The organism is Acidobacteriota bacterium (assembly GCA_016196035.1).
Lineage (GTDB): Bacteria > Acidobacteriota > Blastocatellia > RBC074 > RBC074 > JACPYM01.
In genome coordinates this window covers 65,876-80,493 of the sequence record JACPYM010000104.1, presented here as the reverse complement: position 1 = coordinate 80,493, position 14,618 = coordinate 65,876, and the positions used below count along the sequence as shown (strand labels likewise).

Annotated in this window: 11 protein-coding genes and 1 pseudogene; 10 read left to right on the top strand and 2 right to left on the bottom strand. The window is 60.2% G+C overall.

Annotated elements, in window-relative coordinates; genetic code table 11:
- Positions 1-39: 39 nt before the first annotated feature.
- The 6 genes from avd (at position 40) to HY011_29580 (ending at position 8,303) form a co-directional block, all read left to right on the top strand.
- Complete coding sequence (gene avd, locus HY011_29605) at positions 40-426, top strand: diversity-generating retroelement protein Avd (GenBank protein ID MBI3427105.1); 387 nt, start codon at positions 40-42, stop codon at positions 424-426.
- Entirely contained in the window at positions 389-1,447 is a 1,059-nt protein-coding gene (locus HY011_29600) for an RNA-directed DNA polymerase (GenBank protein ID MBI3427104.1), read from the top strand. The genes avd and HY011_29600 overlap by 38 nt, the downstream gene beginning before the upstream one ends.
- Positions 1,448-1,469: 22 nt before the next feature.
- Positions 1,470-1,628: a hypothetical protein gene (locus HY011_29595; protein ID MBI3427103.1), complete on the top strand. Its 159-nt coding sequence runs from the start codon at positions 1,470-1,472 to the stop codon at positions 1,626-1,628.
- Between the two features lie 114 nt (positions 1,629-1,742).
- Positions 1,743-2,003, top strand: a complete 261-nt coding sequence (locus tag HY011_29590) for a YgiT-type zinc finger protein (GenBank protein MBI3427102.1) — start codon at positions 1,743-1,745, stop codon at positions 2,001-2,003.
- Between the two features lie 174 nt (positions 2,004-2,177).
- Positions 2,178-7,391 (top strand): hypothetical protein, encoded by a 5,214-nt coding sequence (locus tag HY011_29585; protein MBI3427101.1) that lies wholly within the window; start codon positions 2,178-2,180, stop codon positions 7,389-7,391.
- 378 nt (positions 7,392-7,769) lie between these two features.
- Positions 7,770-8,303, top strand: coding sequence for a dihydrofolate reductase family protein (locus HY011_29580; GenBank protein MBI3427100.1), 534 nt, complete (start codon positions 7,770-7,772; stop codon positions 8,301-8,303).
- Positions 8,304-8,522: 219 nt separating this feature from the next.
- On the opposite strand, the gene HY011_29575 is transcribed toward HY011_29580, so the two are convergent.
- Positions 8,523-11,138, bottom strand: a complete 2,616-nt coding sequence (locus tag HY011_29575) for a glycoside hydrolase (protein MBI3427099.1) — start codon at positions 11,136-11,138, stop codon at positions 8,523-8,525.
- A 255-nt stretch (positions 11,139-11,393) separates the two neighbouring features.
- Here HY011_29575 and HY011_29570 point away from each other — a divergent pair, with 255 nt between their 5' ends.
- From HY011_29570 to HY011_29555, 4 genes are all read left to right on the top strand, one after another.
- The gene (locus HY011_29570) at positions 11,394-11,708 is read left to right on the top strand and encodes a UPF0175 family protein (GenBank protein ID MBI3427098.1); all 315 of its coding nucleotides are present in this window, start codon (positions 11,394-11,396) and stop codon (positions 11,706-11,708) included.
- A complete protein-coding gene (locus tag HY011_29565) occupies positions 11,705-12,019 on the top strand; it encodes a hypothetical protein (GenBank protein ID MBI3427097.1) in 315 nt (104 codons plus the stop codon). The genes HY011_29570 and HY011_29565 overlap by 4 nt, the downstream gene beginning before the upstream one ends.
- 1,021 nt (positions 12,020-13,040) lie before the next feature.
- Complete coding sequence (locus tag HY011_29560; protein ID MBI3427096.1) at positions 13,041-13,355, top strand: hypothetical protein; 315 nt, start codon at positions 13,041-13,043, stop codon at positions 13,353-13,355.
- Complete coding sequence (locus HY011_29555) at positions 13,330-13,812, top strand: type II toxin-antitoxin system VapC family toxin (protein MBI3427095.1); 483 nt, start codon at positions 13,330-13,332, stop codon at positions 13,810-13,812. The genes HY011_29560 and HY011_29555 overlap by 26 nt, the downstream gene beginning before the upstream one ends.
- Before the next feature lie 599 nt (positions 13,813-14,411).
- Here HY011_29555 and HY011_29550 read toward each other — a convergent pair.
- Positions 14,412-14,567 (bottom strand): annotated as a pseudogene (locus HY011_29550) (succinate dehydrogenase/fumarate reductase iron-sulfur subunit).
- Positions 14,568-14,618 lie beyond the last annotated feature (51 nt).

The window sequence follows — 14,618 nt, the reverse complement described above, 5'->3', positions numbered from 1 at the left end:
TTACACTGTGCGCGAAGCGCACATGAAATTTTTTGACGCATGCATAAAAAAACACCGCCGGGCGAATTGTCGGTCATTGAACAGACGCGTGATTTGATTTTGTGGTACGTTCCCTTGCTCAATCGTTTACCGCGCGATCACCGCTTCACTTTGGGCGAACGCATCATCAACAGTCTGTATGAACTGTTGGAAGAGTTGATTCGGGCGCGGTATGCCAAACAGAAACTGGCGCAACTCGAGGCAAGCAATTTGCGCCTTGAACTCTTGCGGCAACAGGCCCGCTTGCTATTGTCATTCAAGCTGATTGACGGCGGGCAATATCAACATCTCTCAAAACTCGTCAACACGGTCGGTCAAAGTCTGGGCAGTTGGATCAAACAACAACATCATGAAACGACACGGCAACCTGTGGCCGCAGGTGATTGATTTCAACAACCTGCTGGCGGCGGCGCAACAGGCGCAACGCGGCAAACGTTATCAACCGAACGTGCTGCGCTTTAACGCGCGGCTGGCCGAAGAACTGTTGCAATTACAGGCTGAGCTTGAAAGCCAGACTTACCGCCCCGGCCCTTACACGACGTTTCAGATTGTCGAGCCAAAGCAGCGGATGATTTCTGCCGCGCCTTATCGTGACCGTGTTGTGCATCACGCGTTGTGCAATGTGATCGCGCCGCTTTTTGAGCGCACGTTTCTGGGGGCTTCGCATGCCAATCGGGTCGGTTACGGCACACATCGCGCGTTGCGGCGGTTCACGCAATACGCACGCAACAACCGCTACGTGCTGCAATGCGACATCCGCCAATACTTCCCCAGCATTGACCACGCCATTTTGAAAGAGGTCATCCGGCGCAAGCTGAAATGCGCCGCGACGCTCTGGCTGATCGAGACGATCATTGACGCCAGCAACCCACAGGATGAAGCCCTCAGTTATTTTCCCGGCGACGATTTATTCACGCCGCACACGCGGCGGCGCGGGTTGCCCATTGGCAATTTGACCAGCCAGTTTTTTGCCAACGTTTACTTGAACGGATTGGATCACTTCGTCCGGGAGCAATTGGGCGTGCGTCAGTACGTGCGTTACGTGGATGATTTCGCGTTGTTTGGCGCTGACCACGCGGCACTGGCCGAAGGGCGCCAACGCATTGAAGATTATCTGGCCGGGTTGCGCTTGCAGATTCACCCCATCAAAAGTCAGTTGTTCGAGACGCGCCACGGCGTCAGCTTTGTTGGCTTTCGCGTTTTGCCCGACCGCCTGCGCGTGCGTAACTCGAACCTGCAACGCGCGCGACTGCGCTTTCACCGCTGGCGGGCGGCTTATCGTGACAGACTGGCTGGCTGGGATGAGATCAAGCAATCATTGCAAAGTTGGAACGCGCATCTGGCCCACGGCGATACGTGGCAGTTGCGCCGACAGGTTTTCAGCACTCTCGCTTTTGCGAGGAGCTGAAAGCGGGTGACGCCACCGCCGGGTGCTGCGCGGCGGTTCCTGGAACAACAATTCAAGGAACTGCCGCTCGGCCAATCGTAACAATAATACGCCCGGCAACCGCGGCCTCTTTATCGGCTTTCGTGTTGTGTCCGGTTCGAGTACTCCTGACCGTCAGAGTTGCGGCAAGCGATTGCCGTGAGCGTACACCGGGAGTCCAGTGCGTCGTCCGGCGATGCGGGTGACCGCATCCGAAAATCAAGCGGGCCGCGCCGTCTGGTAGCGTGAGCGAAGGCCGGGGCGGCTCATCCTGATGATGTCAGCAAAAAACATCAACAAGTCTGTGAAGCAATTATGTGAAAGCTGCGGTCACACAGCGGCGCAAGTCGTCAAACGTCCACAAGTGATTGGCAAGGGCGCGGCGATGCTCGTCATCGAAGATGTGCCGGTGATCGTTTGCCGCCACTGTGGCGAGAGTTACTTGACGGCCGAGACCTTGCATCGGTTGGATGAAGTGCGGCGCGGCCAGCGTAAGTTGCCAGCGCGCTATCAAATCGCTGTGGCGGCATTTGCCTGAGGTGAGCGGCGCGATTCGGCATTGTTTTCCGCCTGCCATTCCCAGCCCCGCCAGACTGCGCTACACTCAGCCGCCGCCGAGCGGCCCGAGCGCCCAGGCGCCCGATTAATTGGTTTCAATACTTCATTTTTTCCCCTCCGCAACCAGGTGTTCTTCACGAAAGGAGTTGTGACTGTGCGTCAGAACTGGAAGCTACGTTTGCCCGCCCAACTATTATTGATCGGTTTCGCCTTGCTGGCTGCCTTGTTCGTCAGCAACCTGCCATCCAACGCCGCTGCGCAAAACACCCGCGAAGTGCGTGTGGCCAATGCCACCGCACTGGCGGGCCAGAACCTCACTGCGTCCATCGAACTGGTTTCGCAAGGCGATGAGAATGCCATCGGCTTCACGCTCAATTTCAATCCGGCGTTGCTGACCTATCAATCCGGCGCGTTGGGCAGCGGCGTGGGCGCGGGCGCTTCGTTTTTTATCAACCCGGTTTTTGCGGGCAGCGGGCGCGTAGGCATTACCTTGGCTTTGCCCACTGATCAGAAATTTGCGGCGGGTGTGCGGCAGGTGTTCACCGTGACGTTTAGCGTGGCGGGCAATGCGACGGGCACGACGCCAATCAGTTTCGTAGACAATCCGACGGTGCGCGATGTGTCGGATGCCAATGGCAACAGCCTCACCAGCAATTACACGGCGGGCACGATCACCTTTGCCCAGACCAATCCCGTGCCCACAATCACCACGCTCGAACCGGCCAATCGGGATGCGGGTGGCGGGGCGTTCACGCTGGGCGTGAATGGGACGAATTTCGTCAACGGCGCGGTGGTGCGTTGGAATGGCAGCGACCGCCCGACGGCCTTTGTCAGCGACACGCGGGTGAATGCCACAATTACCGCCGCTGACGTAGCCAATGCGGGCACGGCGCAAGTGACGGTGTTCAATCCTGCGCCGGGCGGCGGCACGTCGAACGCCGCTGTTTTTACGATCAATGCGGTGCAAATGAATCCGCTGCCGGTGTTGGGCAGTTTGGAACCAGCCTCACGCGCGGCGGGCAGCGGGGCGTTTTCGTTGGCGTTGAATGGCACGGGTTTTTTGAATCAATCCACCGTGCGCTGGAACGGCGTGGATCGGCTGACGGCGTTTATCAATCCGACGCGACTGACGATTGATGTGACGGCGGCGGATTTGGCCGCGCCCGGTTCGGCGGTCATCACGGTGTTCAATCCCGCGCCGGGCGGCGGGTTGTCGAATGGGTTGACCTTCACGATTACGCAACCGCCCAACCCCGTGCCCGCGATTACCAGCTTGAATCCGGGTTCGGCCCAAGCGGGCAGCGGCGCATTCACGTTGACGCTGACCGGCACCAACTTTGTGACCGGCGCGGTCGTGCGCTGGAATGGGGCGGATCGCGTGACGACGCTCATCAGCAGCACGCAAGTCACGGTGGCGATTCCGGCCAGCGACATTGCCAGCGCGGGCACGGCCACGATCATCGTCTTCAATCCGCTTTCGTCCGGCGGCGGCGGCGGGCCGTCGAATGCGGTGACCTTCACCATCAATCCCGCGCCCAATCCTGTGCCGGTGTTGGCCAGCTTGAATCCGAACCTTGCCATCGCGGGCGGCGCGACGTTTATGCTGACGGTCAATGGCAGCAATTTCGTCAACGGCGCGGCGGTGCGTTGGAATGGCAATGACCGCACGACCAGCTTTGCCAGTGCGACGCAACTGACCGCGACCATCCCTGCCGCAGACATCGTCAATGTCGGCAACGCTTCGGTGACGGTTTTCAATCCGCCCTCGGCCAGCGGCGGCGGCGGCGTGTCGAATGCGCTGACCTTTACGATCAATCCGCCACCGACGCCTGTGCCCACGCTCACCAACTTGAATCCGTCAGTGGCGAATGCAGGCGGCGCGGCGTTCATCCTTGTGGTTACGGGAACCAACTTCGTCAACGGTGCCATCGTCCGTTGGAACGGTTCTGAGCGCGCGACGACGTTCAACAGCGCCACGCAACTAACCGCGCAAATCACCGCCAGCGACCTCGCCAGCCAGGGCACGGCGGCGGTCACGGTCTTCAATCCGGCCAATGTCAGCGGCGGCGGCGGCGCGTCGAATGCGTTGACCTTTACGATCAATCCGCCGCCCAACCCCGTGCCCGTCATCGGCGGCATAGACCCGAACACGGCGAATGCGGGCAGCGGGGCGTTCACGCTGACGGCGAACGGCAGCAATTTCATCAACTCGTCGGTCGTGCGTTGGAACGGGGCGGAGCGCGCGACGACCTTTGTCAGCGCGACGCAACTGCGCGCGGCGATTCCCGCCACAGACATCGCCAGCATCGGCACGGCCAATGTGACCGTCTTCAATCCGGCCTCGGCGGGCGGGGGCGGCGGACTCTCAAACGCGGTTGGCTTTTCCATCGGCCAGCCGCCCAACCCCGCGCCCACACTGGCGAATTTGAATCCGATCAGTGCGATTGCGGGCAGTGGCGCGTTGACGCTGACGGTCAATGGCGCGAATTTCGTCAATGGCGCGGTGGTGCGTTGGAACGGCACAGAGCGCGCGACGACTTTTGTTAGCGCGACGCAACTGCGCGCGGCGCTTGCCGCAAATGATGTTGCCAATGTCGGCACAGCGACGGTGACGGTCTTCAATCCCGCGCCCGGTGGCGGCGTGTCGAACGGGCTAACGTTCACGATCAACCCCGTGCCGAACCCCACCCCCGCCTTGGCCAGCCTGAATCCGAACACGGTGATTGCCGGCGGCGCGGGGTTCACGCTGACGGTGAGCGGCACGAATTTCGTGAGCGGCGCGGCTGTGCGTTGGAACGGCGCAGACCGCGTGACGACTTTTGTGAGCGCGACGCAACTGACAGCCGCGATCCCGGCCACAGACATCGTCAACATCGGCACGGCGCAAATCACGGTCTTCAATCCGGCCAACGTCAGCGGCGGTGGGGGGGTGTCAAATGCGTTGACGTTGACGATCAATCCGCCGCCCAACCCGGTGCCGACGCTGACCCAATTGCAACCCAATCAAATCGGCGTGGGCGCTCCGGCTTTCACGTTGACGGTGAGCGGCTCCAATTTCGTAAGCGGCGCGGTAGTGCGTTGGAACGGCGCGGAGCGCGCGACGACCTTTGTCAGCGCGACGCAATTAACGGCGGCGATTCCCGCCAGCGATGCCGCCACGGGCGGCACGGCCAACGTGACGGTGTTCAATCCGGCCAATGTCAGCGGCGGCGGCGGCAGTTCCAACGCGTTGAGCTTCACGATCAATAATCCCATTCCGGCGCTGGCGACGATTGCGCCCACGACGGCTCTCGCGGGCAGTGCGGCGCTGACGTTGATCGTCAACGGGACCAACTTCGTCAACGGTTCGGCAGTGCGTTGGAATGGCGAGAATCGTGCGACGGCCTTTGTCAGCAGCACGCAGTTGACCGCGCAAATCACAGCGGCTGATTTGGCGAGTCCCAGCGTCATTCGCGTGACGGTGTTTAATCCCGCGCCCGGCGGCGGTTCATCGGGTGGCGCAAACTTTGTCGTGAATGCGCCGAACCCTGTGCCGACGCTGACCAGTTTGAATCCGGCCAATGCCAACGCGGGCGGCGCGGCCTTCGCGCTCACGGTGAACGGCGCGAATTTCGTCAGCAACTCGGCCGTGCGTTGGAATGGCGCAGACCGCGTGACGGCGTTTATCAGCGCGACGCAACTGACCGCGCAAATCGCGGCGGCAGACATTGCCAGCCCCGGCACGGCAACAGTCACCGTATTTACGCCCGCACCCGGCGGCGGCACTTCAAACGCGCTGAGTTTTACAATCAATCAATTGCCCAACCCGGTGCCCACACTAACCAGCTTGAATCCGAACACGCTCAATGCGGGCGGCCCAGGCGTAACACTGGCGGTCAATGGCACGAGTTTCGTCAGCGGCGCGAGCGTGCGTTGGAACGGCGCGAACCGTCCGACGCTGTTCATCAGCGCCACGCAACTCAGCGCGCAAATTCCCGCCAGCGATGTCGCCAGTGTGGGCACCGCGCAAATCACGGTGTTCAACCCGGCCTCGGCGAATGGCGGCGGCGGCACGTCCAACGCGCTCACCTTCACCATCACGCCAGCCCCTAACCCCGTGCCAGCGCTGGTCAGTTTGAATCCGAACCAGGCAACTGCCGGTGGCGCGGCCTTCACGCTGACGGTCAATGGCAACAGCTTTCTGAGCAATTCCGTCGTGCGTTGGAACGGCGCAGAGCGGGCGACAACCTTTGTGAGCCAGACGCAACTGAGCGCGCAAATTCCGGCCAGCGAGATTGCCAGCGCGGGCACGGCCACGGTCACAGTCTTCAATCCCGCCTCGGCTGGCGGTGGCGGTGGCACATCCAACGCGCTGACGTTCACCGTTACCCAAGCGCCGAATCCCGCGCCCACGCTGACGGCGTTGAACCCGGCCTTTGCGCTCGCCGGGAGCGCGGCGTTTGATTTGACTGTCAACGGCAGCAATTTCATCAGCGCTTCAACGGTGCGCTGGAACGGCGCAGAGCGCGCGACGACCTTCGTCAGCGCGACGCAATTGCGCGCCGCCATCCCCGCCGCCGACCTGGTCAATGCGGGCGCAGTGCCGATTACCGTGTTCAATCCCGCGCCGGGGGGCGGCACATCCGCCGCGTTGAATTTTGCTGTCGCCTTGCCGCTCGCCAACGTTTCCGCCGCCAGTTTCAGCGGCACCGAGTTCGCCGCTGAAATGGTCGTGTCGGCCTTTGGCAGCAACCTCGCTACTGGCAATGCCTCAGCGGCGACGCAGCCGTTGCCGACGACCTTGCGGGACACGACCGTGCGCGTGCGCGACAGCGCGGGCGTCGAACGTCTGGCCCCGCTGTTTTTTGTCGGGCCAAGCCAGGTCAACTATCTAGTGCCCACGGGCACAGCGAACGGCCCGGCCACGGTGATCATCAGCGGCGCAGACAATCGTCTCTCAGCCACCAATATCATCATCACCACCGTCGCGCCCGGCTTATTCACAGCGAATGCCAACGGCCAAGGCGTGCCGGCGGGGTATCTGGTGCGCGTGCGCGGCGACGGTTCGCAAAGCTTTGAAGCCATCGCCAGCACTGGCCCCACTGGCCAACAAGTGCCGCTGGCGCTTGATCTGGGGCCAGAGACCGAGCAGGTTTTCCTGGTGCTCTTTGGCACGGGCTTCCGCAAACGCAGCGCCTTGAGCGCGGTGACCGCGACGATTGGCGGCGCGAATGCCGAGGTCGGTTTCGCGGGCGCGCAAGGCGATCTGGCGGGCCTCGATCAAACCAATTTGCGCCTCCCGCGTGCATTGGTTGGCCGTGGGGAAGTCGAAGTGCTTTTGCGTGTGGATGGCAAGGCGGCGAATGCGGTGCGGATTGCGATTAAATGAACCCTGGGTACGCACCGCTTCCAGCGTGCAGGCTTGGCATCAGACGCGCAGATGCCGGAGGGTTTTCCTCCGGCCTTCATCGGTCTCACGCTAGGTCTGCACGCTGGAAGTGCTGCGTGGCTTTGCACAAGTCGCCTATAAAACAGCAAGCGACTTGTGCAGCCTGAATCCCACTTGTGCAGATTACTCGCCAATCTCAATTTCTCATCTCGCAATCATTCTGCTAAACTCAGCCATGCCTGACGATGAACAGCAGGAACAATAACAAGGTCGAAAACGGAAACCGGCAACCCATAAGATAGCAAAGGCCGGAAGCTGAAGCGGAAGTACTCGCCAATAAGGGGCCGGATTGAAGAAAGTGGAAGGGAGATCTGTAGCATGGCAAAACTTGTCTATGGATTGAGCCAGTCCCTTGATGGCTACGTCGACCACCTGAAGCTTGGGCCGCCTGCGCCCGCGTCCTTCCGTCACTTCATCGAGCACGTGCGTGGCCTGACGGGCGTCATCTACGGTAGCCGCATGTACGAGATCATGCGTTATTGGGACGAAGATCTTCCTGATTGGGACGCGGAGGATCGCGACTTCGCGGTGGCGTGGCGGAGCCAGCCGAAGTGGGTCGTGTCGCGTTCCCTCAAGTCAGTTGGCCCCAACGCCACGCTTGTCGCGGATGATTTCGAGAAGGTGATACGCAGGCTGAAGGCTGAGCTGGCTGGCGAGATTGAAGTTGGCGGACCAGTCCTGGCGCAAAGCCTGACCGAGGCCGGTCTTATCGATGAGTATCGGCTCTACCTCCGCCCCGTGGTGCTTGGTGGTGGCAAGCCATTCTTCGCCGGCCCCCGGCCGCCGCTCCACCTGGTGGCCAGCGATTTAATCGCCGATGACTTGATTCGGTTGACCTACGTTCCGGCTTAATCGCGCGACGTGCCCGACGGACTGCGCTCAGAAATTCAAACTGAGATACTACTCAAGATCACGAAATACGGGCCATGACATTTACCCAGACTCTAACCATTCTTGGGAGGGCACATTGCTGTCTTAACTAGGCTCAAACCGATTTGTGCAGACTACTCCCGACTTGTGCAGACGGGGCGACTTGTGCAAAACCGCGCTGCGTACCCAGGGTTGGCTCTTTTACTTCGCGCGCGGATCAGGCTTCACGCGCAACGGCTGGCTGTAACTCTTGCCATTCACCGTCAGCTTCACCGTATACGTTCCCAGCGGCACGGTCACCGGAGCACGGCCAAATACACCGCCACCACCACCACGTCTGCCGCCAGTATTCGTTGGCGTAGGCTGCAAGTCCCACACCCAGCGATGCATGCCCGCCGCCGTTGACAACGACGCAACCGGGCGCAGCCAGAATGCAGGCACATTGAGCGTGTCGGGATTCACCGCTGGCGCGCGGTCTTCGCTCGAATAGCGCCGCACGACTTCGCCCGCCGCATCGAGTACCTCCAACGTCACCGGCCCCGTCGCGGCAGACTTCAAGTAGTAATCTAGCATTGCGCCCGTCGGAGGATTTTCAGCCAACGGTTCATCGCGCGGCTGCGGCGTGCCGTACTCGCTGTGCGGCGGCAAGTTGAGCGCATCCGCCGGACGGAACAGATAGGCATCGGCGCGCGTGACTTCGTCATTTATTTGCCGCAACGCCGTGATGTCGTCGAGCACCCAGAAGCCGCGCCCGTGCGTCGCCACGATCAAATCATCTTCGTGAACCGCCAAGTCGCGCATCGAACACGGCGGCAAATTGAGTTGGAGCGATTGCCACTGCTCGCCGTCATTGAACGAAACGAACACGCCCAACTCAGTGCCGGCAAACAGCAACCCCCGCCGCTGCGTGTCTTCCTTGATCGTTTGGAGATAAACGCCCGCAGGCAAGCCCTGCGTAATCTTCTGCCAACTCTTGCCGCCATCGCGGGTGCGATAAATGTAAGGCTCGTTGTCCGTCAACCGATGGCGATCAATCGCGGCGTAAGCCTCGTTCACATCGAAGTGCGACGCCTCCAGCATCACCACCTTGCTCCACGCCGTCAGCTCCGGCGGCGTCACGTTCTGCCAGGTCTTCCCGTCATCTTTGGTCAAGTGAATGAGGCCGTCATCAGTGCCGACCCAAAGGGTCGCCGCGCGCAACGGCGAAGGCGCGATGGTGTAAATGACGCCGCGCCGCTTGCCTTCGGGCGCATCGGCAGCCGTGGCTTCATCCAGATTCGCGGGCACGCCGGGGTCTTCGCGCGACAGGTCGGGGCTGATCGTCGCCCACGTCTCGCCGCCATTCATCGTCTTGAACAGGAATTGATTGCTGAAGTAAAGCGCGTGCGGATCGGCCAGCGAAAACACCAGCGGCACCGTCCACGTATGCCGTGCGGGCACGGTCAGCGCGCGCTCCGGCGAGACATCTTTGATTTCGCCTGTGATCACGTTCCAGCGCGTGACCCTGCCGCCAAACAGGATTTCGGGATGCAGCGGATCGGGCGCGGTGTAATCCGATTCGCCGCCCGCGCCCACCGGCTTCCAATCGCGCGTAGAGATTTCCGCGTGGCCGCTGCGCGTGACGACCGTGACCGCGCCGCTGTCCTGCTGCGCGCCCGACACCCAATAGGGAAAGCGGTAATCTGCCGCCACGTGATAAAGCTGCGCCGTGGGCTGGTTGTACCAAGACGACCACGTCGCCGCGCCGTCTTCGCTGACGACCGCGCCCTGATCGCTCGCCAGAATCATGCGCTGCGGGTCGTCGGGATAAATCCAAAGCTGATGATAATCGTCGCCGCCCGGCGCGCCCTTGATCGCCGTCCACGTCTTGCCCGCATTGGTCGAGCGATAGAGCGACGTGTTCGACACATACACGACATCGGCATTTTTGGGATCAACGACGACCTTGCAGAAATACCAGCCGCGCCCCCACACGCGATTGTCGCCCGACGCCTTCGTCCACGTCGCGCCCGCATCATCCGAAACGTAAAGCCCGCCCTCCTTCGCATCCACGATGGCGTAAACGCGATTGCGATTCGTAGGCGCAACCGCGATGCCGATGCGCCCGACCTTTTCGCTCGGCAGCCCCGTCACCAGCGGCTGCCACGTCGTGCCGCCATCGGTGGATTTGAAAAGGCCGCTGCCCGGCCCATACGACGGCGGATAAATGCTCCACGGCGGACGGCGCGTATTCCACAAGCTCGCGTAAACCACCTGCGAGTCCTGCGGATCGAAGGCGAGATCAATCGCGCCGACGTTCTCGTTTTTGAACAACACCCGCTGCCAAGTCGCCCCGCCATCGCGCGAACGATAGACGCCGCGCTCAGGATTGGGGCCATAGACGTGGCCGAGCGCGGCGACAAAGACGACGTTGGGATTTTTGGGATCCACCAGCACCCGCCCAATCTGCCGCGTGTTGTCCAGACCGATGTGTGTCCAAGTCTTCCCGGCGTCGGTGGACTTGTACATCCCATTGCCGTAGGAAATCTGCGAACGCATGTCGGCTTCGCCCGTGCCGACGTAAACGACGTTGGGGCTGGACGGCGCCACGCCAAGCGCGCCAATCGAGGCAATCGGCTGCCCGTCAAAGATCGGCGTCCACGTCCGGCCCGAGTTGTTCGACTTCCACACCCCGCCGCCGACCGAGCCGAAATAAAACGTATTGGGCTGGCCCGGCACGCCGCTCACCGCGTTCACACGGCCCCCGCGAAACGGGCCGATCAGCCGCCAGTGCAAGCCGCCATAAAGACTGGCGTCGTATTGCCGCTGCGCCAGCATCAATGGTTGTAGGCCCGCGATGAGCGCGATAGCGATGCCAAGCGCCGCCAGGGCGCGCACAGTGAGCTTGCGAATGTTTGTCATAGATGAACTCTCCTTTTTTGGTAACGACGGCGTGAGAAGTTGTCGGGGCAATCAAACAGCATTTCGCAATGCGAAGCAAGATTGGAAGTTCGGCGGGCACGTGTTATTTTCAGTCTGTGCTTGCTGATTGGCATGCTGACTCCATAAAGGGAAAAAAGAAGGAGAAAGAAAATGATGGATGTAACCTTTGCTGACCGCGAGATCGCGGCGCTGGTGCAACTCGGACTTTACCGCAACCGCGAAGCAGTAATTTCCGATGCGGTGCGCAACCTGCTGCTCAACAACCGCCCCTTACGGTTGGAACTGGCGCTCGACCTCTTTCAAAAAGATGAAGTTTCGTTGGGGCGCGCGGCGGAAATGGCCGGGCTTGATCGTTGGCAATTCGAGGAAGTATTGCGCGAACGCCGCATCCCCATTGTGATCGAAGACGATTCCGCCGAAACGATGGATCAAGACCTCGCCGCCTTCTTCGGTCAATCCGCATGATCGTCGCCGATACCAACATTCTCTCGACCTTTGCGCGCCTCGGGCGCTGCGACTTGCTCTTTGCGGTTGCCGAGACCGGCGTGCTTCATCTGCCGCCCGCCGTCATTCAGGAGCTTGAAATCGGCTTGCGTAAAGGCCACGACTATCTGCAACCGATTGTTGATGGTTTGGCTGGCGCGGCGGGATTTGTGGCGCTCGACCTGACTGCCGTGGAAAAACGCCAGGCTGATGAACTGCCGACTGCGCTGAATACTGGTGAAAGAGAGTGCATCAAACATTGGTGTCTAATAGTAGTAGCCACTGGTGTCTAGTATTGGACACCAGTGGCTACTATTAGACATTCAAAACGCAGTAAAACTCATGTAGGGTGGACAAAAGCATATGCGCAACATCAGATGTCTTCTCGGTCACAAATGGACGGCGTGTGGTTGCAGCCGATGTCCCGCACGCCGGGATGCAGAACACGAATGGGATAGCTGCCGCTGTCGGAGGTGTGACAGCCGACGCGAACCGCACGACTGGAGTTTCTGCCAATGCAGGCACTGCAAACTTAAGAGATACTCGAACCATGACTTCGATGTGTGCACCTGTCGCGTGTGCGGCGTGACTGAGCACGACAGAAGTAATAGCACTTGTACTAGATGCGGATTCTGCTTTTTATGCAGTGGTTCGGGCTCAGTAAAATATTGGCACAATTGGGGCGGGACCAACGAGGGAGGACCATCTGAACATACAGCGCCGTGTCCGGACTGTAGCGGCGGGCCGGAATGGGTGCGTTAGCAGGCTAGGAGACCTCAGCATACGAGTAACAGCCGCCCAACAGGCCGCTACAGACCAACGAGTGGTGCGTATCGGTTTCCCCTCATTGCAAAGTAACTCGCGCGCCGCTTGCGGCTGAGCGGCAAACCGTTACCCAGCAGTCTCCCTTTCAATCACATGTCAAAACACTGGCGACGATGGCAACAGTACAGGTGAAATGTTGCCATCCTCTCCGCTCTTCCAGGTTTTTCCCTCAATGTTGCGCCAGTAGTTGGGAAAGCGTTTTCCGTGCAAATGTTGTCATCGCTATACGAATCTGTCATTTTCGACTGCGCGCCAGCGGCTAGCCGTAGACCTGGGAACAACTCAACGGCTTGGACGCGCAACTCGTCGTGCCAAACGCAGTCGTGACGCCCGCGCAGCTTGTCACTTGGCTCGTCGAATCCGGTTTAGCTGGACTGACGAACGGGCGACGCTGATGATTCCGCAGTCACGGGCGTTTTTGCAGCAGACTCTTTCGCCAGCAAACTCCCAAGTTGCCTGGAGAAAAGGTTCGAGGTATTTTGCAAAGGTATGAACGCAACACTCAATGAACGAATTGCACCTGAGATTGTGAATGCCATCATTGGCCAAGCCACATCGCGCGGCTTGTCGGTCAACGATTACTTACGCCAAGCCTTGGGGTTGAATGCGCAGCCGCAGGAGTTAGCGGTTGCCCCACAACCACCGCAACCGCGCAATGAAGCAATGTTCGCCGTGCTGCAACGCAGCGCGGAACGGATGAAAGATGTTCCGGTGACAGGTTCGACGGAAGAAACCCTCAAGCTGATTCGAGAAGCCAGAGCGGGAGCGATGTGGGGATATGAGCCAACCGACACCGGCGACTAGCGCGGGCGCCGTCGTCATTGACGCCAACATTCTCGTCGCCATTTGCGCCAAAGAGCCGGGTGAACCCACGGCCAAAGCCGCTCTGGCTGATTACACCGCCAGAAACTGGGCTTTCTATGCGCCCGGCGCGATTCTGACCGAAGTGCTGTTCATCCGCTGCCGCAAGCTGCAAAGCGGCGAGATAGACGCCGCCAAACACCGGAAAGCGGTCGAAGATTTCAACGACTATATGTCTGCCATCATGCCTTCACCACAAGGCGACATTCGTTTCATCCTGCGCAATGAAGAGATTCGCAGCGGCTATAGTTGTTTGCATTCCGCTGACGCCTTCTACCTTGCCTTGGCGGAAGACTTGGCCCAGAGCGGCCCGGCTGAATTTCTCACGTTTGATAAACGCGTGGTCAATGTCGCTGCAAACAACGCCCCGGCGGTGAGAGTAAATCTTCTTCCCTCGTAATTCCTTTCGCCTGACTGATGAATAGTCACTGCTGGTCGAATAGCTGCTCCAACTCCACCGCCAACTCGCCGCCGCCAAGACGGCGCACGAACAGACGTAGTTGCAACGCCAGCTACGGCGACCGATGGGCAGATTGACCGGCTGGTTTACGAGCTGTATGGCTTGACGGCCGACGAGATTAAATTGGTGGAGGCCAGTAGCATGTGAAGCGCAGACGGTTCTGAAAGCCCTGAAAGGGCGTAATCCAATAGCCGTGGGCAACGCCCACGGGAGAAGTCACCCAAAAACATCAAGCCCTGAAAGGGCGCAATCCAACGTGCAATTACGCCCCTTCAGGGCTTGAATCTTTCCGGCTGATACCGGGGGCGACGCTCCGCTTGCCCCCGGCTATTGAATTTCGCCCTTTCAGGGCGTGACGCTTTTTCGCGGTGTCACCGGGGGTGGCGCTCCGCTTGCCCCCGGCTATTGAATCTCGCCCTTTCAGGGCGTGACGCTTTTTCGCGGTGTCACTGGGGGCGACGCTCCGCTTGCCCCGGCTATTGAATTTCGCCCTTTCAGGGCTTTTCGTTGAATTTCTACTTGGCAAGATTGGGCGCGACTCAGGCCAGCTTGCTCTTAAACAACGCCCGCCAATACTCCCGATTCATCCGCGCGATGTTGTCCAGTGTGATGCCTTTCGGGCAGGCCGCTGCGCACGAACCGATGTTGGTGCAATTGCCGAAGCCTTTCGCCTCCATTTGCGTAACCATGTTCAAGCTGCGCCGCTGCTGAAAGAGCGCCCTTAGTCAGCGATCCGTCACACACTA

Coding starts and splice junctions, on each gene's coding strand:
- HY011_29565 (MBI3427097.1), top strand. CDS start 11,705: ATGATCGTCGCCGATACCAACATTCTCTCGACCTTTGCGCGCCTCGGG.
- HY011_29555 (MBI3427095.1), top strand. CDS start 13,330: ATGAGCCAACCGACACCGGCGACTAGCGCGGGCGCCGTCGTCATTGAC.
- HY011_29575 (MBI3427099.1), bottom strand. CDS start 11,138: ATGCTGGCGCAGCGGCAATACGACGCCAGTCTTTATGGCGGCTTGCAC.
- avd (MBI3427105.1), top strand. CDS start 40: ATGCATAAAAAAACACCGCCGGGCGAATTGTCGGTCATTGAACAGACG.
- HY011_29600 (MBI3427104.1), top strand. CDS start 389: ATGAAACGACACGGCAACCTGTGGCCGCAGGTGATTGATTTCAACAAC.
- HY011_29580 (MBI3427100.1), top strand. CDS start 7,770: ATGGCAAAACTTGTCTATGGATTGAGCCAGTCCCTTGATGGCTACGTC.
- HY011_29560 (MBI3427096.1), top strand. CDS start 13,041: ATGAACGCAACACTCAATGAACGAATTGCACCTGAGATTGTGAATGCC.
- HY011_29590 (MBI3427102.1), top strand. CDS start 1,743: ATGTCAGCAAAAAACATCAACAAGTCTGTGAAGCAATTATGTGAAAGC.
- HY011_29570 (MBI3427098.1), top strand. CDS start 11,394: ATGATGGATGTAACCTTTGCTGACCGCGAGATCGCGGCGCTGGTGCAA.